General features: G+C 56.9%; 23 protein-coding genes. 7 read left to right on the plus strand and 16 right to left on the minus strand.

The features are described from left to right. Positions 1-15: 15 nt before the first annotated feature. From EKM88_RS11025 to EKM88_RS11055, 7 genes are all read right to left on the minus strand, one after another. Entirely contained in the window at positions 16-834 is an 819-nt protein-coding gene (locus EKM88_RS11025; RefSeq protein ID WP_125706157.1) for a PTS system mannose/fructose/sorbose family transporter subunit IID, read from the minus strand. Next, a complete protein-coding gene (locus EKM88_RS11030; protein WP_125706159.1) occupies positions 827-1,624 on the minus strand; it encodes a PTS mannose/fructose/sorbose/N-acetylgalactosamine transporter subunit IIC in 798 nt (265 codons plus the stop codon). The genes EKM88_RS11025 and EKM88_RS11030 overlap by 8 nt, the downstream gene beginning before the upstream one ends. Positions 1,625-1,636: 12 nt before the next feature. Then, a complete protein-coding gene (locus EKM88_RS11035) occupies positions 1,637-2,113 on the minus strand; it encodes a PTS system mannose/fructose/N-acetylgalactosamine-transporter subunit IIB (protein ID WP_125706161.1) in 477 nt (158 codons plus the stop codon). 12 nt (positions 2,114-2,125) lie between these two features. Beyond that, entirely contained in the window at positions 2,126-2,539 is a 414-nt protein-coding gene (locus EKM88_RS11040; protein WP_164512088.1) for a PTS sugar transporter subunit IIA, read from the minus strand. Between the two features lie 27 nt (positions 2,540-2,566). Continuing rightward, positions 2,567-3,622: an SIS domain-containing protein gene (locus EKM88_RS11045; RefSeq protein ID WP_125706165.1), complete on the minus strand. Its 1,056-nt coding sequence runs from the start codon at positions 3,620-3,622 to the stop codon at positions 2,567-2,569. Positions 3,623-3,878: 256 nt separating this feature from the next. Beyond that, positions 3,879-5,072: an acetate/propionate family kinase gene (locus tag EKM88_RS11050; RefSeq protein ID WP_125706166.1), complete on the minus strand. Its 1,194-nt coding sequence runs from the start codon at positions 5,070-5,072 to the stop codon at positions 3,879-3,881. 126 nt (positions 5,073-5,198) lie between these two features. Then, complete coding sequence (locus EKM88_RS11055) at positions 5,199-6,527, minus strand: replication-associated recombination protein A (RefSeq protein WP_125706169.1); 1,329 nt, start codon at positions 6,525-6,527, stop codon at positions 5,199-5,201. A 128-nt stretch (positions 6,528-6,655) separates the two neighbouring features. On the opposite strand from EKM88_RS11055, the gene EKM88_RS11060 reads away from it, so the two are divergent. Together EKM88_RS11060 and EKM88_RS11065 are read left to right on the plus strand one after the other, a co-directional pair. Then, positions 6,656-6,970, plus strand: a complete 315-nt coding sequence (locus EKM88_RS11060; protein ID WP_125706171.1) for a hypothetical protein — start codon at positions 6,656-6,658, stop codon at positions 6,968-6,970. Between the two features lie 20 nt (positions 6,971-6,990). Further along, a complete protein-coding gene (locus tag EKM88_RS11065) occupies positions 6,991-7,560 on the plus strand; it encodes a GNAT family N-acetyltransferase (protein WP_125706173.1) in 570 nt (189 codons plus the stop codon). Between the two features lie 132 nt (positions 7,561-7,692). Here EKM88_RS11065 and EKM88_RS11070 read toward each other — a convergent pair whose 3' ends face one another. The 3 genes from EKM88_RS11070 to EKM88_RS11080 all read right to left on the minus strand — a co-directional run bounded on the left by EKM88_RS11070 (position 7,693) and on the right by EKM88_RS11080 (position 11,625). Continuing rightward, positions 7,693-8,577: a hypothetical protein gene (locus EKM88_RS11070; RefSeq protein WP_125706175.1), complete on the minus strand. Its 885-nt coding sequence runs from the start codon at positions 8,575-8,577 to the stop codon at positions 7,693-7,695. A gap of 443 nt (positions 8,578-9,020) precedes the next feature. Further along, entirely contained in the window at positions 9,021-10,478 is a 1,458-nt protein-coding gene (locus tag EKM88_RS11075; protein ID WP_125706178.1) for an NCS2 family permease, read from the minus strand. Positions 10,479-10,629: 151 nt separating this feature from the next. Continuing rightward, positions 10,630-11,625 carry a D-2-hydroxyacid dehydrogenase gene (locus tag EKM88_RS11080; protein WP_125706180.1) on the minus strand — a complete coding sequence of 332 codons (996 nt, stop codon included), beginning with the start codon at positions 11,623-11,625 and terminating at the stop codon, positions 10,630-10,632. Positions 11,626-11,809: 184 nt separating this feature from the next. On the opposite strand from EKM88_RS11080, the gene EKM88_RS11085 reads away from it, so the two are divergent. Both EKM88_RS11085 and EKM88_RS11090 read left to right on the plus strand, forming a co-directional pair. Beyond that, complete coding sequence (locus EKM88_RS11085; RefSeq protein WP_125706182.1) at positions 11,810-12,871, plus strand: D-alanine--D-alanine ligase family protein; 1,062 nt, start codon at positions 11,810-11,812, stop codon at positions 12,869-12,871. 465 nt (positions 12,872-13,336) lie between these two features. After that, positions 13,337-14,359, plus strand: a complete 1,023-nt coding sequence (locus EKM88_RS11090; RefSeq protein ID WP_125706185.1) for an LLM class flavin-dependent oxidoreductase — start codon at positions 13,337-13,339, stop codon at positions 14,357-14,359. Positions 14,360-14,669: 310 nt separating this feature from the next. On the opposite strand, the gene EKM88_RS13685 is transcribed toward EKM88_RS11090, so the two are convergent. Beyond that, positions 14,670-14,753: a putative holin-like toxin gene (locus EKM88_RS13685; protein ID WP_225418413.1), complete on the minus strand. Its 84-nt coding sequence runs from the start codon at positions 14,751-14,753 to the stop codon at positions 14,670-14,672. Between the two features lie 506 nt (positions 14,754-15,259). Here EKM88_RS13685 and EKM88_RS11095 point away from each other — a divergent pair. Both EKM88_RS11095 and EKM88_RS11100 read left to right on the plus strand, forming a co-directional pair. Continuing rightward, a complete protein-coding gene (locus EKM88_RS11095) occupies positions 15,260-15,886 on the plus strand; it encodes a LysE/ArgO family amino acid transporter (RefSeq protein ID WP_125706187.1) in 627 nt (208 codons plus the stop codon). Between the two features lie 146 nt (positions 15,887-16,032). Next, positions 16,033-16,608 (plus strand): helix-turn-helix transcriptional regulator, encoded by a 576-nt coding sequence (locus tag EKM88_RS11100; protein ID WP_125706189.1) that lies wholly within the window; start codon positions 16,033-16,035, stop codon positions 16,606-16,608. Between the two features lie 41 nt (positions 16,609-16,649). On the opposite strand, the gene EKM88_RS11105 is transcribed toward EKM88_RS11100, so the two are convergent. From EKM88_RS11105 to EKM88_RS11125, 5 genes are all read right to left on the minus strand, one after another. Then, complete coding sequence (locus EKM88_RS11105) at positions 16,650-17,939, minus strand: adenylosuccinate synthase (RefSeq protein WP_125706191.1); 1,290 nt, start codon at positions 17,937-17,939, stop codon at positions 16,650-16,652. Positions 17,940-18,107: 168 nt separating this feature from the next. Continuing rightward, positions 18,108-19,262 (minus strand): hypothetical protein, encoded by a 1,155-nt coding sequence (locus tag EKM88_RS11110; protein ID WP_125706194.1) that lies wholly within the window; start codon positions 19,260-19,262, stop codon positions 18,108-18,110. Positions 19,263-19,461: 199 nt separating this feature from the next. Beyond that, positions 19,462-20,850 carry a replicative DNA helicase gene (gene dnaB / locus EKM88_RS11115; RefSeq protein ID WP_125706196.1) on the minus strand — a complete coding sequence of 463 codons (1,389 nt, stop codon included), beginning with the start codon at positions 20,848-20,850 and terminating at the stop codon, positions 19,462-19,464. A 122-nt stretch (positions 20,851-20,972) separates the two neighbouring features. Then, positions 20,973-21,428, minus strand: a complete 456-nt coding sequence (rplI, locus tag EKM88_RS11120) for a 50S ribosomal protein L9 (RefSeq protein WP_125706198.1) — start codon at positions 21,426-21,428, stop codon at positions 20,973-20,975. A gap of 17 nt (positions 21,429-21,445) precedes the next feature. Then, a complete protein-coding gene (locus EKM88_RS11125) occupies positions 21,446-23,446 on the minus strand; it encodes a DHH family phosphoesterase (RefSeq protein ID WP_125706200.1) in 2,001 nt (666 codons plus the stop codon). A 150-nt stretch (positions 23,447-23,596) separates the two neighbouring features. On the opposite strand from EKM88_RS11125, the gene EKM88_RS11130 reads away from it, so the two are divergent. Then, entirely contained in the window at positions 23,597-24,199 is a 603-nt protein-coding gene (locus EKM88_RS11130; protein ID WP_225418475.1) for a sugar O-acetyltransferase, read from the plus strand. The last annotated feature ends 42 nt before the right edge of the window (positions 24,200-24,241 follow it).

Below are 24,241 nucleotides of genomic sequence, written 5' to 3' on the forward strand. Positions count from 1 at the left end.
ATTGGTTTGTTTCAATCAAAAAATTCCGATGAAGGAGCCAATCAAACCGATTGCGATGGTAATCATCAAGATGAACATTGAACTCTTCTTCTTGCTCTTCAAGAGCCAGAACATGAACAGTGTATAAAGCAACGGCATCAGCAATGGGAAAATCTGATCGATGTACGTCTGGAGTTTGAACGCAGTGTCCCCAAACTTAAAGGACAATGGTGTAGTCAAGATAACCATCTGAGCACTCATTGCTCCGATCACCATTAACCCAACGATCGTGGCGGCCTTCGAAATCTTCGTAAAAAGACTAGATGAAGAGATATTGGTCAGAAGATCCGTCCCAAACTTATAGCCATACACGCCAGAGTAATAGCGAATAATCATGTGTGGCACATTGAAGGCCAGCAGAAAGAGAATTGGGCCAAGGATATTCCCTTGCTTGGCTAATGGAAGCGCAAGCGCCGTCGCGATGATCCGCAACGTCCCCCAGAAGAACGAATCACCGATTCCAGCCATCGGGCCCATCAGACTAATTTTGATATTGTTGATAGTGCTGATATCGAAATCTTCGTCTTCACTGGCTTTCTTTTCAAGCGCTGCCGTTACACCCGTGATTAGCGGAACTAGGTGCGGCGTTGTGTTGAAAATTTCCATGTGACGTGTCAATGCTGCCGCTTGATCTTTCTTGGTGTGATAGAACCGCTTGATTGCTGGCCACATGCCGAGAGCAAAGCCCAGCGATTGCTGCCGTGAGTAGTTATACGAATTTTCCAGAATAAACGAATTCCAGAATATTTCACGGAAGAATTTCTTGTCCTCTTTGGAGTATTTCGTCTTAGGCATCGAACAAGTCCTCACTTTCATCTTCTTGATTATGACTAGTACCATCGCTGCTGTTACTGTCATTAGCCGCTGGCTTCATATCGAAGACAACAACGAATGCAAGCACCACACCCAGCAGGGTAACTGCCAGGATTGGCATCTTCCCGTAAGCAATCATCAAAAAGCCAAGAAGGAAGTACAAGAAATTCTTCTTGTTCATCATTGGCTGTAGCAACAGCGCAAACCCAACTGCAGGAAGCAGGTTACCAGCAACGGTCAAACCATTCATAATAACTTCTGGAATCGACTTCACAAAACTATCAACCGCCGTTGATCCGAAGAGTAATGCAACAAAGACAACAACGAAGTACATCAGGCACTGAAGGAAAAGTCCAAACATATTGAGCCAATACATTTGTTTGACTTTGGCCTCTTCAGCTAGCTTTACCGCGTAGTCCATAAACCAGCTACGAACGATAAAGATGAGTACTTTAACAGACTGCGCAAGTAAAGCAATTGGCAAAGCGAGTGTTAGTGCAACTGCCGCACCTTTACCAGAAATAATCGCAAATGCGGTACCTAGGCTTGCACCAACTAACACATCTGGTGGAACAGCGGCACCAACCTGGATCGCCCCCATGAAAACAAGTTCAAGACTGGCACCAATAATAATACCGGTTTGCAAATCGCCTAAACCTGCACCAATCAATGTTGAAATAACAAGCGGCCGATTGACCATTGGGGTCCCACCCATTTTTTCAACGAACCAAACTAGTGCGGTAATTAAGCCGACTATCAATGCTTGTGTCATTCTATTTCACCTCTATTTGACTAGGTCTGACAGTTTCTTTGCGGAATCTGAAGCAACGAGTCGGAACTCGACTTCGTAACCATCCTTTTGCAGTTTTTTTAGCACTTCTCGTTCGGCGTCTGTTGCGTAAGCGAATGCTGTGATTTCTGTTTTACCAGAAGCAGCCTGTAACCCGCCGATGTTTAGCACTTTGGTCTTTTCGTCAACATGGCGTAGGATATAATCCGCCCCGGCAATTGTGTCGGTTACAACGAACGATTTGTATTCCGCAATTTTCGGATTGTTGAGTAACTTAACCGCATCTTCCACGCTTCGAATTGCCAAGCGAACACCATCAGGTTTTGCCATCTTCATTGCCGCAATGCGAAACTCATCCTTCGCGGCACTATCACTTGCGATAATAATTGCGTTGTAGCCTAAGCTACCTTTCCAGCTGTAAGCAACCTGGCCATGTAACAGCCGGTCATCTATTCGAACTAACTGAATCATATTTTCACCCCTCTAAAAGTCATCTTCCAAATCAGCATTAACCAGATACTCATTGACAAACATCATCTGTTCTCTTCCCTGACTGATGATCTGGTTCAACCGATCAGCATCCAGTTCGTCATTGTTGACAGTTAAAATTTCTAGGAGCATTGGCAAGTTTATCCCGGTCAATACCTTTACCTTCGACATGTCGATCAGCTTCATCAACTTCTGGTTGACGCTTCCGCCGAACATATCGGTAAGGATGACTAGGTCTGCATCCTTATCTTGAAATTCTTGAATCGCACGATTGATTTTCTGGTCTAAGGGTTCCTCATCGACGTACATATCAATCGCTCTTACACGTTCTTGGTGACCCAGGATCACTTCAGTTGCAGATAGTAATCCACTGGCAAACGCACCATGCGTTGCAATAATAAAGTTCACAAGCACACGCCTTTCTTAGGGTACTAATTATTTAACGGTTTTGTTGATGTAGTGGGTAATCTGAGGATACATTGTGCGACTCAGATCACGGCCGTTCTTGGTTGCAGTGAGATAGCTGAGAACCTGAAGGAATGTAATGTAGAGCATCGGGTAAAAATCGACGCTGTTCGTATCCAGCTTGACGGTGTCTTCTGTACTGTTTCTAGAAAGCAAAAAAGCATTTGGCGTGATTTCGTGGGTGATGAAATTACGAATTTTCTCCGCTTTTTCCAAATCTACTTCTTGTTCGGCCATCAGGAAAAACACGCTCTTGGCATTAAATGAATTCTGCGGGCCATGGATAATTTCTTCGATTTCATACGTATTGGTTAATACTGGAACCATCTCCATGAACTTGATACCGGCCTCTTGAGCCGTTGGCCACAGCGCACCGCCGCCCGCAAAGAAGAAGGAACCTGCCTCGGCCATGATATCTTCATGATCCTCGAACCATTTTTCTGCCAAACCGATAGTGGTTGGCATATTATCGGCGACTTCCAGCAATTCATCCCAGTAATTCTTTTGCTCGTCTACTGAAATGTCACCGTTGTTCTTTGCCAGTTGAATAACTAGCAAGTTCAACGCAACCAGAGACAGGGTGAAACCAGATGTTCTAAACATGTATGGCTCGTTAACGCTACCAATTTCAAACGCATATTTGGCTGCTTGCGCGATTGGTGCATCAGCCTTTTCAGTCAGTGCAACGGTGATACCGCCTCGGCTATCAATATCTTTAATCGTATCAAGAACCGTCTTGGTCTTCCCAGTTTGTGAAATGAACAAGTATAGCGTCTTTTCATCAATTCCGTTCTTGATGATGTGATTGAAGAAATAGTTCGGGTAGTGTAACTCAATCTCAATTCCTAACTTCTCTTCAGCAAATACCTTTGTCCCAAATGCTGCATTGTACGAGGAACCAGAAGCAATAACAGTAATATGCTTTGCTTTGACGTTTGCGAACTCAGCCTCAATCTGATCAGCTGTCTTAACGCGTTTACGCGTTAACTTTGGAATATCTCTGATGACTTCCATCATTGTCTCCATCTAAATCACCTCTTCAACTAGAACTATAGGCGGAACTGAAATCGTTTCCACTTTGAAAGGTTCACTAAATTAAGTGAAGTTTATAAACAGTTGCCGACTAAAGCGGTCACTGACCTCAACATAAAAACAAAACTACCTATATTTCAATATATGACGCGTACGTTAATTCGATGACACCCCTAGTCTCAAAGCAATGCACACCAAAAAACAGGCACCGTCACTTGATAGACGGCGCCTGCTTTCCGAATTTCATCATTTAGTGCACGTCTTCGTGCGCGTACACATCCCGCACGATCATCAGCTCCTCATTGGTCGGGACGATGATGGTCTGAACAGTGGCGTCCGGGGTGGAGATGTTGATCTCCTTGCCACGAGCCTTGTTCTTCTCGGGATCGATGGTGGCACCGAGGTACTGGAGGTGCGCCATAATGCGGGCGCGCATCTCGCCACCGTTTTCCCCCACGCCGCCGGTGAAGACCAGCGCATCCACGCCGTTCATCACCGCGGCGTAAGAGCCGACGTACTTCGCGACGCGGTTGGCGTAGATGTCCAGCGCCAGCTTGGCCAGCGGTGCCTGGTCCTCCACCGCCTCTAGGTCGCGCTGATCCGGCGAAAGCTCAGACAGCCCGAGCAGCCCGGAGCGGTTGTTCAGGATCTTGATCATCTCGTTGAGGTCGGTGATCTTGAGCTTGTCCATCAGGTACGCCAGCAGTGAGGGGTCGATGTCCCCGCTGCGCGTGCCCATGGTGACGCCGACCACCGGCGTGAAGCCCATGGAGGTGTCAACGGACTGGCCGTCTTGCACTGCGGTGACGCTGGAGCCGGAGCCTAGGTGCATCACGATTTGACGCAGGTGATTGGCCGGCCGGCGCAAAAATTCGGCAGCGCGCTGGGACACGTAGCGCACCGAGGTCCCGTGGGCACCGTACTTGCGGGCGCCGTAGTCCTGATAGTAACGGTACGGGATGCTGTACAGGAAGTTCTCGGCGGGCATGGTTTGGTGAAAGGCCGTGTCAAAAACGGCCACCTGCACGGCCCACGGCATCATGCGGCGAAAAATGTCGATGTACTTGGCCTCCACTGGGTTGTGTAGCGGGGCAAAGTCGGCGAGCTCATTGATGTGTTGCAGCACCTCATCCGTGATCTCCACCGACTCGCTGTACCGCTCGCCGCCGGCCACAACGCGATGGCCAATCCCACTGATCTCGTGCAGGTGCTTCACCAGCCCAAGGTCTTTGAGTTGCGCCATCACGTCCGCGACCGCCTCATGGTAATCCTTGATGGAATGACCGGAACGAAAGACTTGGTTGCCGTATTTAATTTTAACCGTGGATTCCGGTTGGCCCAGCCGGTCGATCAGACCGTCGGCCAACATCACCTCGGCGGGCATGTCGAATAACTTCCACTTCAAAGTCGAACTCCCTGCGTTCACTGCTAATACTTTCGTCATCTTGCCCGCTTCCTTTCTATCGGTGCCGTGTGTTAAAACCGCTTTCACCGTGTGTGTTGAGCATAGCACTGTTCAGCGGCGGTGATTGGTGAAGTCACTGCCCCACAACAATGAGGATAGCCACAGCTAATCCTTGTCCGTGGGGTGTGCCTGATGCCACGCCTGGATCTGATCCAGGCGCGCCTTGACCTTGGCCTCGCTGCCCAGGGTCGTCGGGTGGTAATAATGATGGTTAACTAAATTGTCCGGCATTGTCTGCATCGCCGTCAACTTATCTGCTGTGTCATGCGCATATTCGTAATCCTTGCCGTACCCGAGGTCCTTCATCAACGGGGTCACCCCGTTGCGGATCTGCAGCGGCACCGGCTCGGCCACGGTCGCCTGCGCGTCTTTTTTGGCCGCTTCGTACGCCGTGTACAGCGCATTGGACTTGGGGGCTAGGCTCAGGTACACGACCGCGTGGGTCAGGTGCACCGCGCACTCCGGCATGCCGATGAACTGGCACGCCTGAAAGACGCTCGTGGCGATTTCCAGCGCCCGCGAGTCCGCCATGCCGACATCCTCGGAGGCAAACCGCACCAGCCGCCGTGCCACGTACAGCGGATCCTCGCCACCTTCCAGCATCCGGCTCAGCCAGTAGATGGCCGCGTCCACATCTGAGTTGCGCATCGACTTGTGCAGCGCCGAGATCAGGTTGTAGTGTTCCTCGCCGTTCTTGTCGTACAGCAGCGCCTTTTTGGTCAGCAGCTGCGCCACGTCCTGCTGGGTCACCACGGTGCGGCCGTCTTGCGGCTTGGCGTTGGTGACCGCCAGCTCCAGCGTGTTGAGCGCCACGCGCGCATCCCCGTTGGCAAATGTGGCGATCGCGGTCAGCAGGTCGGCGTCGGCCGTCACCTGCTGGAGGCCGTAGCCGCGCGGATCCGTCAGCGCGCGTTGCAACAGCGTGGTCAGATCAGCCACCGCCAGCGGCTGAAGCACAAACACCCGCGCGCGCGACAGCAGTGCGGCGTTGACCTCAAAGGACGGGTTCTCCGTGGTCGCCCCGATCAGCGTGATGGAGCCGCGCTCCACGTAAGGCAAAAAGGCGTCCTGCTGGGCCTTGTTGAAGCGGTGAATCTCATCGATGAAGACGATGGTGGCCTGCCCCAGCTGCCGGTTTTGCTCCGCCTCCTCCATCACCGTGCGGATCTCCTTGATGCCACTGGTGACCGCCGAAAAGTTGACGAAGGCCGCCTTGGCCTGGCGCGCGATCAGCCGTGCCAGCGTCGTTTTGCCCACCCCGGGCGGTCCCCAGAAGATCATCGAGGGGATCTCACCTGCTGCGATCAGCTTCGTCAGCACCGCGTCGGGCCCGACCAGCTGGCTTTGCCCGACGAACTCAGCCAGCGTCTGCGGCCGCATCCGGCTGGCCAAGGGTTGCAGCGCCGCGCTTGTGGATGCGAATAGATCAGCCATCGTAACCCCTCCTTTGTTTCACGTGAAACGCGTTTGGCTTCCTCAATGATAACATCTTGACGGGATGTGCTACACTGGGAGCAGAGATTAGAGGATTTCTTAATCCTCAGAAAAATGAGGGGCAACCAATGGCCGATACACCTTTTCCAACCGGCGAATTCGCCGCTTTTTCTACTGCTAAAATGTCCTACTTCCTTCCCGTGCAAAACGACATCACGCGCGCAACCGTGGATGCCTTCTTCGGTGACGACGCCAAGTTCGTGGCGCTGACGCCGATGCCGGCCGTGGAGATCCACATCCCCCACACCGAGGCGCAGATCGCGACCCCGGGCAACCTGATCGCCAAGTTCGCCAACGGCAAATACAAGGTGATCGATGAAGCGTACTACCGCAAAAACTTCAATGATCCGCTGACGGATCAGGACCAAAACGGGATCTACTGAACCCCGGATCGGAGACTTTTATGGCACACTTTGAGAAGTACCACCCCCTGCTGTCCGCACACTACCAGCTCGACTGGCTGACGCTGTACCGGCTCAAGGACATCTACCGCCTACGCCAGGACGTCGACCAGGCCGCCTTGTCCGGCCGCACCGTCGACCACTCGATCGAAGCCACCGCGCACTACGTCAATGAGGCGATGCGCTTCGTGATGGCCGACAACTCCCTCCTCTACGGCATCGGCGACCGTCAGTCCAAGGCGTTCCTCGGCAGCATCTGCCTCTGGCGGTTTGATTCGGCAATGACCGAAGCCCAGTTGCGTTTCGAAGTCCTGCCGGAGACCCCCGCGGCTGTGATGGCAGAGATCCTGCCGCGCGTGGCCGGCTTCGCGTTCTTCGAGCTCGGCCTCAGCACCCTGTACGTGCTCCTGCCGGCCACCGCGACCGCCGAGATCGCCCAGCTGGAAGCGACGCACTTCGCCCAATCCCCCACCGACCACACCCGCGCCCTGCCTGATGGGTCAAAGGTCCCGCTGGTGCGGCTGACCCTGACCCGCACTACCGTGGCCGAGAAGCCCGAGTTTCAGTTCTGACATTCGCCTGACGCCCAAAGACACTGGGCCAACTCAACGGCCCCAAACGCCGGGCCAGATAAAACGGCGCCCCTGCCCACCCTCACTTAGGGTTAGCAGGGGCGCCGTCTGCTGTTCTGGTTAACTCGCCCGCTACAGCGGAAAATTGACGCCATCCCAATCGTCGATCCGCTCAAACGAAAACTGGTCACGCGCCATCGGAATATCCACGCTGGTGCCGTTTGGGATCAAACACATCTGGTCAGCCTCAAGAGCGGTTTTGTAAAGGCTCCCGACAGGCGTCGAAGTGGCATCATCAGTGGCGATGACGAGGTCCATCGCCACCAGGCCATCCATGTCTGCCCCCATGCCGGGCTCGTCATCAAGCGACAGGGTGGCCACATCAGCGGCCACTAAGGCGCCCGCCATGGGTTGGTCAAACCCCTTAATGTTGATCAAAAGCGCCCCATCGCTTTTAACCCAAATATCGCCCCCTGAACCATGCCAATGCCCGGCCAGGTAAATGCGCTGCTGGGTAAACATCGCGCCTGCTTGTGGGACCCCGAGAACATTCGTTAATTTCGGTGTCGCCGCAGCGCTTGATTCCGATGCCGCGGCAGCACTTTCCGCCGCCGACTGCTGCGCGACCTTTTTTTGCGCGGTGACAATTTTAGCCTGTAACTGGGTCAACTTCGTGTGAAGCGACCTGGCCCCATGCTTAACCTTAAGCGCGGCCTTAACTGTCGCCACTGCTTGATCAAACTGCTGTTTTTCCAAGTCACGCGCGGCCTTTAGATACCCTTCCGTTTGCTTCAAGTATGCCGCGGCCCGCGTACTCTTCCCATTCTCGTCCAGCGCATTGCTAAAATAGCTATTGGCCTTTTCGAGATCGTTTTCAGCCACGGCATCTAACCCACGACTGATCGACCGCGCGTCATTAGGCGCCTGCGTTGGTGTGCTGCTTTGACCACAGCCACCTAATAACCCCACTGTCATCAACAAAGCCATCGTGCCTTGAACCCACAAACGGTGTCCCATCGAATCATCCCCCAAGTTAACAGCCCTCACCGCCACAATCCATTCGCCTCTAATTATATGCGAGTTGGGTAGAGAAGGCTATTTGGCACCAAAAAATCCGCTGCGCCCAGCGGATTTTTTGGTGCGTTGTCGATGACAGCACGTCTTCTTTCCAATCTTCGTCGAGCGCCGCAAAGCAACGCAGACGTGTCGTGCTTCCGTTCGGCTTCGCCTCGCTCCGCAGGTCTCATGAAGCTGCGCTGCATGAGACAGCTACGCAAACGCCCTCGGACCTAAGTGCGAGTCCAAGGGCGTTTGCGTATCTGTCTGTTCGAACGAAGTGAGGTACAGACAGACATGCGTTAGAAAGGCTAGTCAGCCTGCTAAGTACGCTTCACCTCCGTCCGGCTACGCCGAACTCCGGTGGCGCGCAGGCTTCGCCGGCACGCATGCGCTGCTCTGGTTTACAAGATCGCCAGCACCACGAAATTCAGGATGAACCCAACGCTGACGATGGCCAGGATCGGGTGAATGTCTTTGGCTTTGCCGGTGATCAGCTTGACCAGGCAGTAGAAGATGAAGCCGGCGGCGATGCCGTAGGAGATGTTGTAGACGAAGCCCATGACTACGGAGGCCATGAAGGCTGGCACGGCTTCGGCCAGGTCGGCCCAGTCGATTTCCTTGAAGCTACCCATCATCATGACCCCGACCAGGACCAGCGCTGGGGCAACGGCTTGGGTCGGCACAACGCTGATGAGCGGCGCGAAGACGGCGGAGATCAGGAAGGCGCACGCGGTGGTGACGGCGGTCAGGCCGGTGCGGCCACCGGCGCCGATGCCGGCGGCGGATTCCACGTAGGTGGTGGTGTTACTGGTCCCGACGATCGCGCCGATGGAGGTCGCGATGGAGTCAGCGAACAGCGCCTTATCCATCTTGGAGGAGAAGCCGTGGCCCTCTTCCATCGCCTTTTCGTCTGCCATGGAGAAAATCCCGGTGCGTCGGCCGGTCCCGATGAAGGTTCCCAACGTATCGAAGGTGTCGGAGAAGCTGAAGGCAAAAATCGTCATGAGCGACATCACGATCTTGTTTGCGCCGGTGAACAGCGAGCCCATGCCATCGCTGCTGAAGGCGGCCCCGAAGGTCGTGCCCAGCTGGTGGATGGAGCTGCCCAGGGAGTTGGCGCTATCGAAGGAGAGGCTCGTCACACCCATTGGAATGCCGATGATCGTGGTGGCAATGATCCCGATCAAAACGGCGCCTGGGACCTTTTTGACCACGAGGACGGTCATGAGCACCAGCCCGATCAGCGCGAGGATCACACCAGGCTGGGTGAAGTTGACCAGGCCGGGCACGATGCCGCCGCCGGTGACCACGCCGGTAACGCCGCCCTTGTAGCTCGTGGTGGCCGCATTGTACGCCGCGTTGTTGATGCTCAGAATGTTCGAGCTGTCGGAGGTGAACTGGAGGAAGCCGGCGTTCTTCAGGCCGATGTAGGCGATGAAGACCCCGATCCCGCCGCCGATGGCATGCTGCATCACTTCAGGGATCGCCATGATGATCATCTTGCGGACCTTGGTGACGGTGATCAGCACGTTGATCAGGCCACAGATGAAGACCAGGGCCAGCGCCTGCTGCCAAGAATACCCGAGGGCAAACACCACGGTGTAGGTGAAAAAGGCGTTCAGGCCCATGCCCGGCGCCAACGCGTATGGCACGTTGGCGAACAGCCCCATGACCAGTGTCCCAACGGCACTGGCGATGATGGTTGCGAGGAACACTGCCTGGGACGGCATGCCGGCCAGGGAGAGGATCTGCGGGTTAACGAAGAGAATGTACGACATTGCGAAGAACGTCGTGAGCCCCGCCATAATTTCGGTTGATACTTTGGTATTATTCGCCTTAAGCTGAAAGAATTTTTCCATGCTGCACCCTTTCGTTCGCGTTTGATAGAATCAGTTTACCGAGCGATCGGGAAAATTGCAAGTTAAAATCCGGTTTATTTTGATTACTTTAATTTTAATGTTCGTGTTTTAATCGAGCCAATAAAAAAGCCGCACACGGCGGCGATCACAGTTAGCGCGGGTGCACCTCGGTTTCGGTGGCCCCCACGGTCAGGAATTCGATCAGGTAGTTCAACGAGAACTCCACCATGTTTTGCACGGCGGTTTCCGTCAGGTACGCGATGTGCGGCGTCAGCACAACGTTCGGCATTGCGCGCAAACGGTCCCATGTCGGGTCCTCAAAGCGGCCGGTTTCCTTCAGCGTCAGCAGGTTGGCCGATTCCCGCTCGTAGGTATCGATCCCAGCCCCACCGAGTTGCTGGTGCTCAAGCGCGTGTAGCAGGGCCTGCGTGTCGATCAGATTGCCGCGTGCCGTGTTGATGAGTAGCGCGTTCGGCTTCATTTTGGCCAGCTCAGCGGCACCGATGATGTGGTCGTTGGCGGCAATACCGGGAATGTGCAGGTCGATCACATCCGCCTGCGCGAACAGCTCATCCAGCTCAACGTACTCACAGGCCAGGCTGTCATCCTGCACCGGGTGTGGGTCGTAGGCGAGCACCTTGGCGCCGAAGCCGTGGAACAGCTTGATCGCCGCGCGACCGATACGGCCGGCACCGACCACGCCCACCGTCTGCTGGGCGAGCTCGCGACCCAAGAACGCCGTGGCGGCCTGATAGTCGCTCGCGGCCAGCTTGGCCTCTACCTCACCCAGTCGCCGTAGCAGGTGCAGCGTCGCCGTCACCGCGAATTCCGCGATGGCATTGGGCGAGTAGGCCGGCACATTGGCGATACGGATGCCGTGCGCTTGCGCCGCCGCCAGGTCGATGTTGTCCGTCCCCACGTTGCGAATGGTCAAAAAGCGAATACCGAGCGCCGCCATTTTGGCGAACATCGTCTGGCTGTACGGCGTCGTCTGCAACACGTTGATGCCATCGAAGCCCGCGGCCCAGTCGATGGTGGTGTCATCCAACAGCTCTTGGTGGATCTCAAGCGTGTGGCCGGTCGTGGCCTGCCACTGGGTCATGTAAGGGATCTCGTCGTCATGGGCACCGTAAACAATGATCTTCACGCAAACTCACTCCTGTGGTTGAATTTAGATTGTGTCCAGTATATCGAATGTGTCTAGGCTTGGCTAGCAAACCTCACCCCGCTCTCATTCAAAAAATGATTTGTTCTGTATCATAACAGTACCCGTCCATCCCTCAGTTGTGTTATGCTTAAGGTTCTAAAACTATCGGGAGGTTTTAATACCTATGAAAATTGTCGTTTTAGCCGGCGGGCGGAGCACCGAGCGGAACGTGTCGATCTCCAGCGGCTACCGGATCACCAACGCCCTGCGTGACATGGGGCACCAAGCTACCTTCATCGACCTGTTCCTCGGTTACGACCTGCCAGACGGCGCCAGCGCGGATTCCGTTTTCGCCGACGCCAACACCAGTAAGGACCTGAAGATCTCCGATGCCGTCCTCACCGATGACGACATCAACGCGATGCGCACCGACGGCTCCACCCAGCTGTTCGGCCCGAACGTCCTGGCCATCTGCAAGGCCGCCGACATCGTGTTCCTCGGCCTGCACGGCGGTGATGGCGAAAACGGGAAGGTCCAAGCCGTGCTTGACCTGAACAACATCCGCTACACCGGCAGTGGCTCGACCGCGTCCGGCATCACCATGAACAAGGTGTACAGCAAGGAGATCATGCTGTACCACGGCATCCAAACCGCCGCGTTCGTTGAGATCACGAAAGATCAAGGTGCAACCGGCCACACCCTGCCGTTTGCCTACCCGGTCGTCGTCAAGCCAACCTCTGGCGGTTCCAGCGTCGGCACCCACATCGTGCATGACGCCGCCGAGCTCGAAGACAGCCTGGTGGACGTCTTCCGCTTTGACAACAGCGCCATCATCGAAGCCTTCGTCACCGGTCGCGAATTCTCGCTTGGCGTTGTCAACGGCCACGCCTTCCCTGCGATCGAGATCAAAGTGCACGATGGCTGGTACGATTTTGAGCACAAGTTCCAGGAAGGCCACACCGACTTCATCACCCCACCGGACGACCTCGATGACGCCGTTCACGCCGAAATGAAGCGCGTCGCCGTCCAAACCATGAAGGTGCTCGGCCTGCAAAACTACGGCCGCGTGGACTTCTTCACCAATGACGACGGCGTCTGGGTGATCGAAGCCAACAACCTGCCGGGTATGACCCCGCTGTCCCTGCTCCCACAGGAAGCCGAAGCGGAAGGCGTCGCGTACGGCGACCTCGTTGAAAGCATCGTGCAGGGGAAGATCAAGCTTTATGAAGATGGGATGACGAACTAACCAGAGCGAAACAAAGCGCACTTAGCAGACTGGCTAGCCTAGCAAACGCCCTTGGACCCCGCACTTAGGGTCCAAGGGCGTTTTCGTAGCTAGACACGTCTGCGTTGCTTTGTGTAGCTCGACGAAGACCGGAAAGAAGTAAGCATGCCCTGTTGCGGAGCGAGGCGAAGCCGAACGGAAGCAAGTCGGAAAGTATACCACCAAGGTTTCACAGTCAAAAGCCCCCGGGAAAAGCTTGCGCCCGGGCTTAGGCGCGAGTGGCAGGATGGCCTAGACCGCACCAACATAACCACGGAGCTCAACAATCTATAGCGAAAAGCAAACTAAAAAGCGGCCAACCCGACAGTTTGGCCGCTTTTGATTTGCAACGAGACGTATCATTTGGCGCCACGCCGCACCTAGGCTACCATAAGTACAAGGCCGCAAGCACCGACCCGCGGCCCCAGAAAGACGGAGGAATTGGATATGACCAAGAAAATTGGGTTCCTGAGCTTTGGCTTCTGGCAGAAGAACAATTCCGTGGTAAAATCCGCGCAGCAAAGCTACGAGGAATCAGTTGAGCTGGCGGTTGAGGCCGAGAAGCTCGGTGTCGATGGCGCATGGTACCGTGTGCACCACTTTGCCGATCAGATCGGCACGCCCTACCCACTGATGGCGGCGATCGGCGCCAAGACGAACAAAATCGAGATCGGTACCGGGCTCGTGGACATGCGCTACGAGAATCCGTTCATGATGGCGGAAACCGCGATGTCCACCGATATTTTGACCCAAAATCGGGTGCAACTCGGCGTCGGCCGGGGCTCCCCGGAGCAGGTGCAGGACGGCTGGCGCTACTGGGGTTACGACTACACTGAGGAAGAAATCAAGGACGTCGCGCGCGCCCGCACACTGAAGTTTCTGGAGCTCCTGAAGGGCGAGCCGTTCGCTGAGCCTAACGCGATGCCGATGTTTCCGCAAGAGCCAGGCCTGCGCCGACTGGAACCTTTTTCCCCAACGCTGCAACAGCGGATCTGGTGGGGGGCTGGGAGTCAGGCGACTGCGATCTGGGCGGCCGAACACGGCATGAACCTGCAGTCCTCCACGCTGGTCAACTACGAGACCAGCGAGCCATTCCACGTGCAACAGGCCAAGCAACTGCGCGCGTTCAAAGCGGCCTGGGCCAAGGCGGGGCACCCGTTCGCGCCGCGCACTCTGGTGACGCGCTCCATCATGCCGATCGTCAGCGACCTCGATGCGCGCCTGTTCGCCAACGGTAGCCAGACGCAAGATGAAGTCGGCTACCTCGCCTACCACCAGAACCCGACCATTTTCGGCAAAACCTTCGTGGGCGAGCCGGACAAGCTGGTCAAGGAGCTGGCGGAGGACGAGGCCATCAAGGAAGCCGACACCGTGCTGATCACCATTCCGTCCACGCTGGGCATTGACTACAACGTGCACGTGCTGGACACCATCATGAAAGACATCGCGCCAGCGTTGGGCTGGCGGTAGTCACGGGCCGGCCGTGTTCCACGTGGAACACGGCCGGTTTATTATTGTGTGGAAGGGTGTTACCGCTGCAGATTGGTGAGAAGCGACAACGAAGCTATCTCGGTTTTCTGTTCGGGTCCCTGCGTACGTTTCTCATAATTCCCGTCACCAATTTGGCGACTTTTCGTTCCACATGTTATACTCTAGGGGAGTTAAAAAAGCCGATGACGCAATGCGCCACCGTCAAGGCAAGGCCGGATTTCTCCGGTAGCTAGCCGACTACGTTATAACTTGACGTCATAACCGTTCCCATGCTGGCCAGCACGAACGGTTATTTTTTTGTGTCGTTTTTCATGATTGCCACAATCAGGCCGCCAAAAGCGATCATCAGGGACAGCGCTTCGAAAACGCTCATGAGTGCTCCTTTCAGAGCAACAACCCAAGAGAACCATAGGCATCACCCCCATCTTTCGATTGAAGCTAGCCACCGTCCGGCTTTTCCTTGTCTCAACCATCATACTGGAAAAGGCAAAAATACGCGAAAAACGCTCTGGTCGCTTCTCATAATTCGTCCCCCTTCCTCCCCGGTTGACACCACCCTGCGCGGCATGCGATACTACTTGCGGTGCCAAACCACGACTAGGGAATGGGATCGGCGCTTCGGCGTTCTGAAGGTCGCTGCACCTGGTCACTGCCACGAGCTTGCTCGTGGCTTTTTTATTGCCGCGTGGCGACGTTTTCCTTTTTCCCATTGACGTCACCGCACCAAACCGGTATCATCGATCACAGACAAATACGCTATTGGGTTGGCCCGTCGTCGGGCGGCCGACCTAGGCACGCACACCACGATCGTAGGCACGGCGCATGAGCGCTGGAAGATCGTGGCGCGCGTGCCTTTTTGCTTAAAATTAGGAGGCACTAATGTTATCTGTGTATCTTCGCGGCATGCTCATCAGCATCGCCCTCGTCAGCTCCATCGGCATGCAAAATCTCTTCGTCTTCAACAGTGCGATGAGCAACCGCTGGCGCCGCGCCATGCTGGTTGCCGCCTTCGTGTGGCTAGCGGACACCTGCCTGACCGTTGTCGCGTTCCTCGGGATGGGCGCCCTCATCAGCCAGAACCAGTGGCTCAAGCTGGTGATTTTACTGGCCGGTGGTGTCATTGTATGCTGGATGGGGATCGATATTTTTCGCAGTGCCAATCAAACCGATTACAGTCATGCCGGCGCCCCACTGCCGCTCAAGGTGGCCTTCACCAGCGCTTGGGCGGTGGCGTTCGCGAATCCGCAGGCGCTGATCGATACCAGCGTCTCGCTTGGCGCGATGCGCAGCACGCTGAGCCACGGTGAAGTGGTGCCGTTTCTGCTTGGCATTTTGACCAGCACATTCTTGTGGTTCTTCGGCATCACACTGGTCATTAGCCTGCTGAAGGACCGACTCCCCAAGCGCTTGCTCGTGTGGGTCAACCTCCTGTCCGGCGCCATCGTCGCGATCTACGGCGCCGTGCTGATCTGGCAGGGCGTCCGACTGGGACTGCGGCTAATTTAACGCGTCATGCGTCAATTATTTCCCGGGCAATTTTCTCTGCGCAATGATTTGGCTCCACTGTGCCACCCAAACGGCCCCGTTGCCCAACCATTTTGGCGGCAATCGGTCCCCATTTCGGCGATGATAATGGTAAGGAGGCGGTATCGATGTACCTGAGCCAACAAATTCAAACGCACCGCAAGTTGCTCGGCCTGTCGCAGGAAGCGCTGGCCACCAAAATCTATGTGTCTCGCCAAACCATCTCCAACTGGGAAACGGGCCGCAGTTACCCCGACGTTGAGAACCTGTTGCTGCTCAGCGTGCTGTTCGACCTCTCCTTAGATGAGCTCGTCAAAGGAGACGTGAAGATGATGAAAGAGTCAATTACCAATGTTGCACTGACCCGCTTGGGCAAGCAAATGATCGGTTTCAGCTTGGCGGCCATTCTCTCGCTTGGCCCCTCGCTGTTCCTGCCCAGCCCATGGTGGGTCGTTGCCCCGATCGTCTTATGGGGACTGGCAATGGTCGCCGCCACACGCATTGAGCGGCTGAAGAAGCGCGCCAACGTGCAGACCTATAAGGAAGTGCTCACCCTACTGCAAGGCGGCGATGTCGCAACGGTGCGCCGCCTGCGCAACCGGCGCAAGGATCGGTGGGCCAAGGCGTTGCTGGTGCTGGGCTTCGCCGCCGTGGCAGCGGTGCTCACGGTGCTAGTAATGTTACCGTATCTGCTTTCGCACTGAGCGCAAAAAAAGAGGCGATCACTCGCCTCTTTTTTTGCGTCTTACAGCTTATCCCAGATATTCGCCAGAATATTGGTCTGTTCGCGGTCAGGACCAACGGAGAACGTCAGCAGGTCCACGCCTATCAGCTCAGCGACGCGGTTGACGTAGTTGCGCGCAGCTTCCGGCAGGTCGGCCAGGGTCTTGGCGGCGGTGATGTCGTCGTCCCAGCCTGGCAGCTCTTCGTAAACCGGCTGGCACTGCGCCAGTTCTTTGAGAGAAGCCGGGTAACGCTTGATGATCTCGCCGTTCAGCTCGTAGCCCGTGCAGATCTTGATGGTCTTGAGACCCGTCAGAACGTCCACGGAGTTCAGGCAGAGGTCAGTGACCCCGGCCACGCGGCAGGCATGGCGGACAACCACCGCATCAAACCAGCCAATGCGGCGTGGGCGACCGGTGACGGTGCCGTACTCGTGGCCGGCTTCACGGATAAAGTCGCCGTCTGCGTCGAACAGTTCGGTTGGGAAAGGCCCGTCACCGACGCGGGAGGTGTAGGCCTTGGCCACACCCGCCACGCGATCGATGTGGCTGGCACCGACCCCAGTCCCGGTGGCGACCCCACCAGCTGGGTTGGAGCTGGTCACGAATGGGTAGGTCCCTTGATCGATGTCGAGCATCGTCCCCTGCGCGCCTTCAAACAGAATGTTTTCGCCTTGTTCGAGCGCATCGTTCAACAGGACCGTGGTGTCGCACACGTACGGCTTAAGCTGTTGACCATAGGCGTAGTATTCCTCGAAAATGTCATCGAATTCGAGCGGCTCAACCCCGTAGATCTTGGTGAACAGCTTGTTTTTCTCCGCCAGGTTCGCGCGCAGCTTGGTCTCGAAGGTGTCGCGTTCCAACAGATCCGCGATGCGGATGCCGACGCGCGCGGCCTTGTCCATGTAGGCCGGGCCGATGCCGCGGTTGGTCGTACCGATTTTGTCATCGCCCTTGCTGGCCTCTTGGGCCTTGTCGAGGGCGATGTGGTAAGGCAAAATCACGTGCGCGCGGTCGGACACGCGCAGGTTGGCGCCTTCAACGCCTTGGGCCTTCAGGGTGGCGAGCTCGGTCACCAGGCTCTTCGGGTTGACCACGACGCCGTTGCCGATCACGGACAACTGGTGCGCGTGCAGGATCCCGGACGGAATCAGGCGCAACTTGTAGACGACGCCATCGCTGTGGATGGTGTGGCCGGCGTTATCACCGCCTTGGTACCGGCTGATGATGTTGGCGCCTTGGCTGAGAAAGTCGGTGATCTTCCCTTTCCCTTCGTCGCCCCACTGCGTGCCTACGATAACTACTGTCCCCATGTTTAACCGCTCCTTCGTGTGTTTTCGCTAACTGCCACTAGCTATTCTAACAACAAGCCTGACATTGCACAAGTAAAATCCGAATAATGATTTTCGAATCGAATCATGCACAATAAAAACCCGAACGATAATCGCTCGGGTTTTCTTTTTCATTGAAATAGCCGAATTCTAACGACCGCTGTGCAGGCGCGCCTCTTGCAGGTATGCGTAGACGTGCCCGAACGCGAGCTCCTGCACGGCGCCGAAGCTCAGCGTCTCGTCCTCGTCCGTGTCATCAGCATGCATCACGAAGGTCGTGCCGGTCACGTTGCGCGGCACGCCCATGTACTGCGCGCCGGCCTCCTTGGTGCGCACGCGGATCACGCGGTCGAACGCCGCAGCCTCGCCGACCAGGCTGACGAAAAGGTCGGACCCAGCGTCGAACTCGCGGTCGGCGTTCAGCACCGGCTGTTTCTCCAGGTGGTGCGCCGTCATCCACGCCGTGTACGCGCCGATAGTTTGCAAGTAGTCGCTCGCCAACGTCACGCTTTGCAGGCCGGTCAGCCGCAAGACCACGTACCCACCGAACTGGCCGGCCATATCCCGCAGCTGCAGGACAACGACCGTTGGGTTGACCGCCAGCACCCGGCCGACGTAAAACTGCGCGGCGTTGCCCTGCGGCATCACCGCCACCAGCTGCCCGCTGACCTGCGCGTCACTTAAAATGGCCGCCAACTGCCCGTCATTTTGGTGAATGTCGGTGCGCACGTGCTGCAGCTGATCACGGTTTTGCACCACGGTGGTTTCCAAGTGCAGCTCCAGGCCCTGGAACTCGATGACGAGCACGTCCGTGAAATCGACCTGCAAATAGCGCACGTCCGTGTAATTGAACTTGTTGAACACCGCCAGCGTGAACCGGTCTGCCGCCACCGCGGTGACCTGGCCTTCAAGGTAGGCGTCATCATCGGCCAGCATCACCAGGATCACCTCCTGGCTTTGGTGCGCCTGCGCCGCGAGCTGACCGATCAGGTCACGGGTCGGGTCGAACGCATACGGGTGCGCGGGCGCAGGCAGCGCGATGAAGTGCCGGTCTTCTGCGACTTCGATGCGAAATGTCATATCATCGAGGTCATCGCCAGCAAATTCGACCTGGTCAATGGCGGTGAAGCTGATGAGGACGGACCCATCCGCCAAACCGGCATCGTTGTACGTCGACAGCACGACACTGGTTTTGCCCAGCACCTGCACGTACCCCGTATAAAAATCCTCGGTGTCGCGTTGGTACACATTGATCAGCAGCTGCTCGTTCAGCGCCGCCATAAGACTCATTAGGATGGCATCCAAGGCGCATCCTCCTTCTAGTTTTTGTATTGCCCGGGAAATATAGTGGTGCGTGCTTACTTCTTTCCGGTCTTCGTCGAGCTACGCAAAGCAACGCAGGTGCATCTAGCTACGCCAAGTCACTTGGGGCCGAGAACGCCCCAAGCGCCTCGGCTAGGCTAGGCTAGCTGACCTGCTAAGTGCGCTTTGCTTCGCTCTGGTTCTACTGTCCCGGCACGTATGCGATCGAGCTGAACTTGTTGTAGGACTTCACGAACAGCAGCTTGACGGTGCCGCGCGCGCCGGAACGGTTCTTTTCGATGATGACTTCCACGGGGCCGACGTTTTCGTCGTCCTCCGAGTGGTCGTTTTCGTCTTCGCCGTCGCCATCGGGGTCACGGTAGTAGTCGTCACGGTACAAGAACGCCACGATGTCGGCATCCTGCTCGATCGAGCCGGATTCACGAATGTCAGACAGCACCGGCCGCTTGTCCTGACGCTGCTCAACGCCACGGGACAGCTGGGACAGCGCAATCACAGGGCAGTGCAGTTCCTTGGCCAGCTTTTTGAGCTGGCGGGAAATCGCGCTGACTTCCTGCTGGCGACTTTCCTGACCGGAGCCTTCGATCAGCTGCAGGTAATCGATGACGACCAGACCCAGCGGACTGTCGGTGTGCTCGTGCTCTTTTTGCAGCTTAAGGCACTGAGAGCGGATCTGGGCGACGCGGACGCCGGGGGTGTCATCGATGTAAATGCTGGCCTGGCTCAGGCTGCCCATGGCGATGATGAGGTGTTGCCACTCCTCCTCGCTGAGCTGGCCGGTGCGCAGGTGGCCGGCGTCGATGCTTCCCTCGGCGCACAGCATGCGGTTGACGAGGGACTCGGCGCCCATTTCCAGGGAAAACATGGCGACCGTCTTGCCAGTCTTGGTGCCGACGTTCTGTGCGATGTTCAGCACAAAAGCTGTTTTCCCAACCGCCGGGCGCGCGGCAAGGATGATCAGCTCGTCTTCGTGCAGGCCGGTGGTAATTTTATCGAGGTCCTTGAAGCCGGTCGGCAGGCCGGTGATCTCCTGATCATTCTGGTAGAGTTTGTCGATCTCTTCCATCGTGGTGTTAAGGACTTCTTTGATCGGGCGAAAACCGGACCGGTTGCTACCATCGCTGACCGCCATGATGGACGACTCGGCGTTTTCCACCAGCCCCGGCACATCGGACTGCTCGTCGTAGGCCTGCTGGATGATTTTCTCAGAGGCTTCGATCAGCCGGCGCAGCTGCGCCTTTTCCGCCACGATTTTGGCATAGTAGACGACGTTAGCCGCGGTCGGCACGGCGTCGGCCAGCACGATCAGGTACGGCATGCCGCCGATGTCGTCAAGCTGGTTGTGCCCATCGAGGTACTCGGACACGGTCAGCGGATCGATGGCGTCGCCACGGTCGGACAGCTCGTTCATCGCGTGGAACACCAGCTGGTGGGCGCGCTTGTAGAAGTCGCCTTCCATCAGGTACTCGGCCGCATCGATCAGGGTGTTGGGCGTGAGAAAAATGCCCCCAAGGACGGCTTGTTCTGCTTCAATGTTCGCCGGCGGCATGCGCCTGATCTGATTGTCCATGGGTCACCCTCCTGTGGTTTGCGTTGCATCCTATATAGTGTAGTAGATTTGACCGGTTGGCGCAACGGGCGCGACTGCATCAAAAAAGCGGTTGTGCTGTGTCCGCAACAACCGCTCGTGATTTATTTCTGCTCGGTAATATGCACGCGAATATTGGCCTCAACCCCCGGGTACAGGGTCACCTTGACGTTGCGGTAGCCGAGCGCCTTGATCGGCTCTGGCAGGTCCATCTTGCGCTTGTCGACCTTGATCTGGTACTGCTTCTCCAGCGCCTGGGCGATCTGCTTGGACGGGATGGAGCCGAACAGGCGGGAATCCTCACCGGCCTTGCTTTGGATCTGCACGACGGTTTTGTCATCTTCGAGCTGGGCCTTAAGGGTTTCCGCGGCGGCTTTGGCTTCAGCCTCCTTCTTGGCTTCCAGCTTTTGCTGACCGCGCAGGGCGCTCATGGCCTGCGGTGTGGCAGGCTTGGCCTTACCGGTTTTGATCAGGAAGTTCTGGCCGTAGCCGTCTGGGACTTCCTTGACTTCGCCGCGCTTGCCTTTGCCGCGGACATCTTGGGTAAAAATCACTTTCATGTTAATCCTTCTTTCTTCTAATCCTGGGCGGCCGCGATCGCCTGCTCAAGCATCTCACGCACTTCCTGCACCGTGTGCCCACTGATCTGGGTCGCGGCATTGCTGAGGTGGCCGCCGCCGCCGAGCTCCTCCATCACGCGCTGCACGTTGACATCCCCGAGGCTGCGCGCGGAGATGCCGACCGAATCCTGGGTGCGGCGAGTGATGACAAAACTCGCGTCGATGCCGTCCAGCTGAAGCAGGGTGTCGGCCGCCTGGGCCGCGATCACCGGATCGTACAGCTTCGCTTCTTCACCAGTACATAATGCCATACTTGGCGCGATCATTTCAATTGTGTCGATGAGGTGATTCTTTTGGATGTAGTTGCCGATGTTTTCCTTCAGCAGGTTCTGGGTCATCAGGCCGTCCGCGCCGTTACTGCGCAGGTAGCTGGCCGCGTCAAACGTGCGGGTGCCGGTGCGTAGGGAGAAGTTCTTGGTGTCCACGGTGATACCGGCCAGCATCGCGGTGGCCTCCAGCTTATTGAGGGCCGGTGCGCCAGTCGGCTGGTACTCGAACATCTCGGTGATCAGCTCACACGTTGAGCTGGCGTACGGCTCGATGTAGACGAGCATCGGGTTTTCGGGGAACTCCTCGCCGCGGCGGTGGTGGTCAATGATGACCGTGCGCGCCGACAGCTTTTGGTACAGCGCGGGGGCTGCTGTGATGGAGGCCTTGGAGTGGTCCACCAGGATCAGCAGGCTCTTATCGGTGGCCTGGGCCAGCGCCGCCTCGGGGGTGACCACGGCGTTGGCGATCTCGGGATCCTGTCCCACCGCCGTCATCAGGCGCTCCACGTCGGTGTGCAGGTTGGTCGGGTCAACGACCACATAGCAGTCCTTGCCGTTCATCTGCGCGATGCGCCGAATGCCCAGCCCAGCCCCGATCGCGTCCATATCCGGGCGCGCGTGGCCGACAACGAAAACCTTGTCCGTCTGCTTGAACAGCTCCTGCAGGGCCTGGGCGATCATGCGCGCGCGAACGCGGGTGCGCTTTTCCATCGGATTGGTTTTGCCGCCGTAAAAACGCGCCTGCGCGCCTTTTTCCCGGACGACGACTTGGTCCCCGCCGCGGCCCAGCGCCAGGTCCAGGTTGGACTGGCTGGTGACCGCCAGCTGGGAAAGGTCATCCTCGCCGTATGCGATCCCGATGGACAGCGTCAGCGGGAAGTTTTGCTTGGAGGTCTGCTCGCGGATGGTGTCGAGGATCTTGAACTTGTTCTGCTCGACTGCCAGCAGCGAGTCCACGTAGCTGATCAGGATGAAGCGATCGGCCGCCACGCGCTTGACGAACATGTCAAACTCGGCCGCCCAGTGGCTCATCGTGTTGGTGACGTAGCTGTTCAGGTTAGTGACGGTTTGGTCATCCATCGTCTGAGTGATCTCGTCGTAGTTATCGAGGAACACCTGACCGATCGCCAGCCGCCGCCCCATCGCCGCCTTTTCGATCTTGGCGTAGCGCGTGATGTCCATCAAGTAGACGACGCCGATGCTTTTTTGAATCGTCATCTCGAACTCGTGCGCGCCCCACGTGATCGTGCGCAGGGTGCTGTCGTCTTGATTGGCGGCGATCAGCTTCGCGAGGTCGGGGTCGACCGTGCTCAGCGACTGGCCAAGCAGCTCGGCATCACCGAAGTACTGCTGGAGGTAGGGGTTCGCCCACTCGATCTCGAGCTGCTCATTGTAGATCAAGATCCCCACCGGCATCTTGATCAGAGCTTCCTGCTCCCCGCGCTTGATGCGGTACGCAAGGTTAGAGATGTAGCGCGTGGTGTTGTCGGTAATGCGAGCCAGCGCAAAGAAGGTCGCGATCATCAAGCCGACGAGGAACACGAAAAGGACCAACGCTAGCCACGGCCGGATGAACGCGGCAACGACCACGTCGATCAACGCCAGACCGCCCATGATGGCAACGATCCAGCGCAGTCGCACGTCTTCTAGAAAGGCCGGTAACTTGATCCGGGCCAAGAGTTTTTTCACAATTTTTCGCTCACTTTCACATGGCGCCTAGGCGCTGCGTGCTAGGGTTAAAGAATTCTTAACCATTCTACCACATCGGCCCGCGCGGCGCGTTGACGGCGGGGCGGCCAGACGCCTATGATAACCCTAAACCCTACCTGGAGGCCCCTGATGACAACCATTCCCGACTTCATGACCCGCGACACCGCCTACTGGTCCAACCAATTCGACATTCCGCCCGCCCTTCAGCGCACCGCCAAAACGCTGTGCTGGGAATACAACCAGACCCGCCCCGATGCGGCGGACGAACGGCGCGCGCTGCTGACCCAGCTGCTAGGCACCAGCACCGCCCAAACCTTCATCGAGCCGACATTTCACTGCGACTACGGCTTCAACATTTACAGCCACGGCCTTTTAGTGATGAACTACAACTGCAGCGTGCTGGACACCAGCCCGGTACACCTGGGGGACGGTGTCTTCATCGCGCCCAACGTCTGCCTCGCCTGTCCGGGTCACGCCGCCTTGGCCGACCAGCGCGCAGCCGGCATCGGCTACTCCGCCCCGATCACGCTCGAAGATAACGTGTGGCTCGGCGCCAACGTCGTGGTGCTGGGCGGCGTCACGATCGGCGCCGGTAGCATTATCGGGGCCGGTAGCGTCGTCACCCGCGACATTCCCGCCGGCGTCATCGCCGTGGGCAGTCCCTGCAAGGTCGTGCGGCCGATCACCGAGGCGGACCGACTGACGTTGCCAGCGGATCATCGATTAGCGTAGCCCCCCACTTTTGCGGGATTTTAACCCACCAATTGTCTTTCT

The sequence above is a fragment of the Lacticaseibacillus daqingensis genome, assembly GCF_003946115.1.
Lineage (GTDB): Bacteria > Bacillota > Bacilli > Lactobacillales > Lactobacillaceae > Lacticaseibacillus > Lacticaseibacillus daqingensis.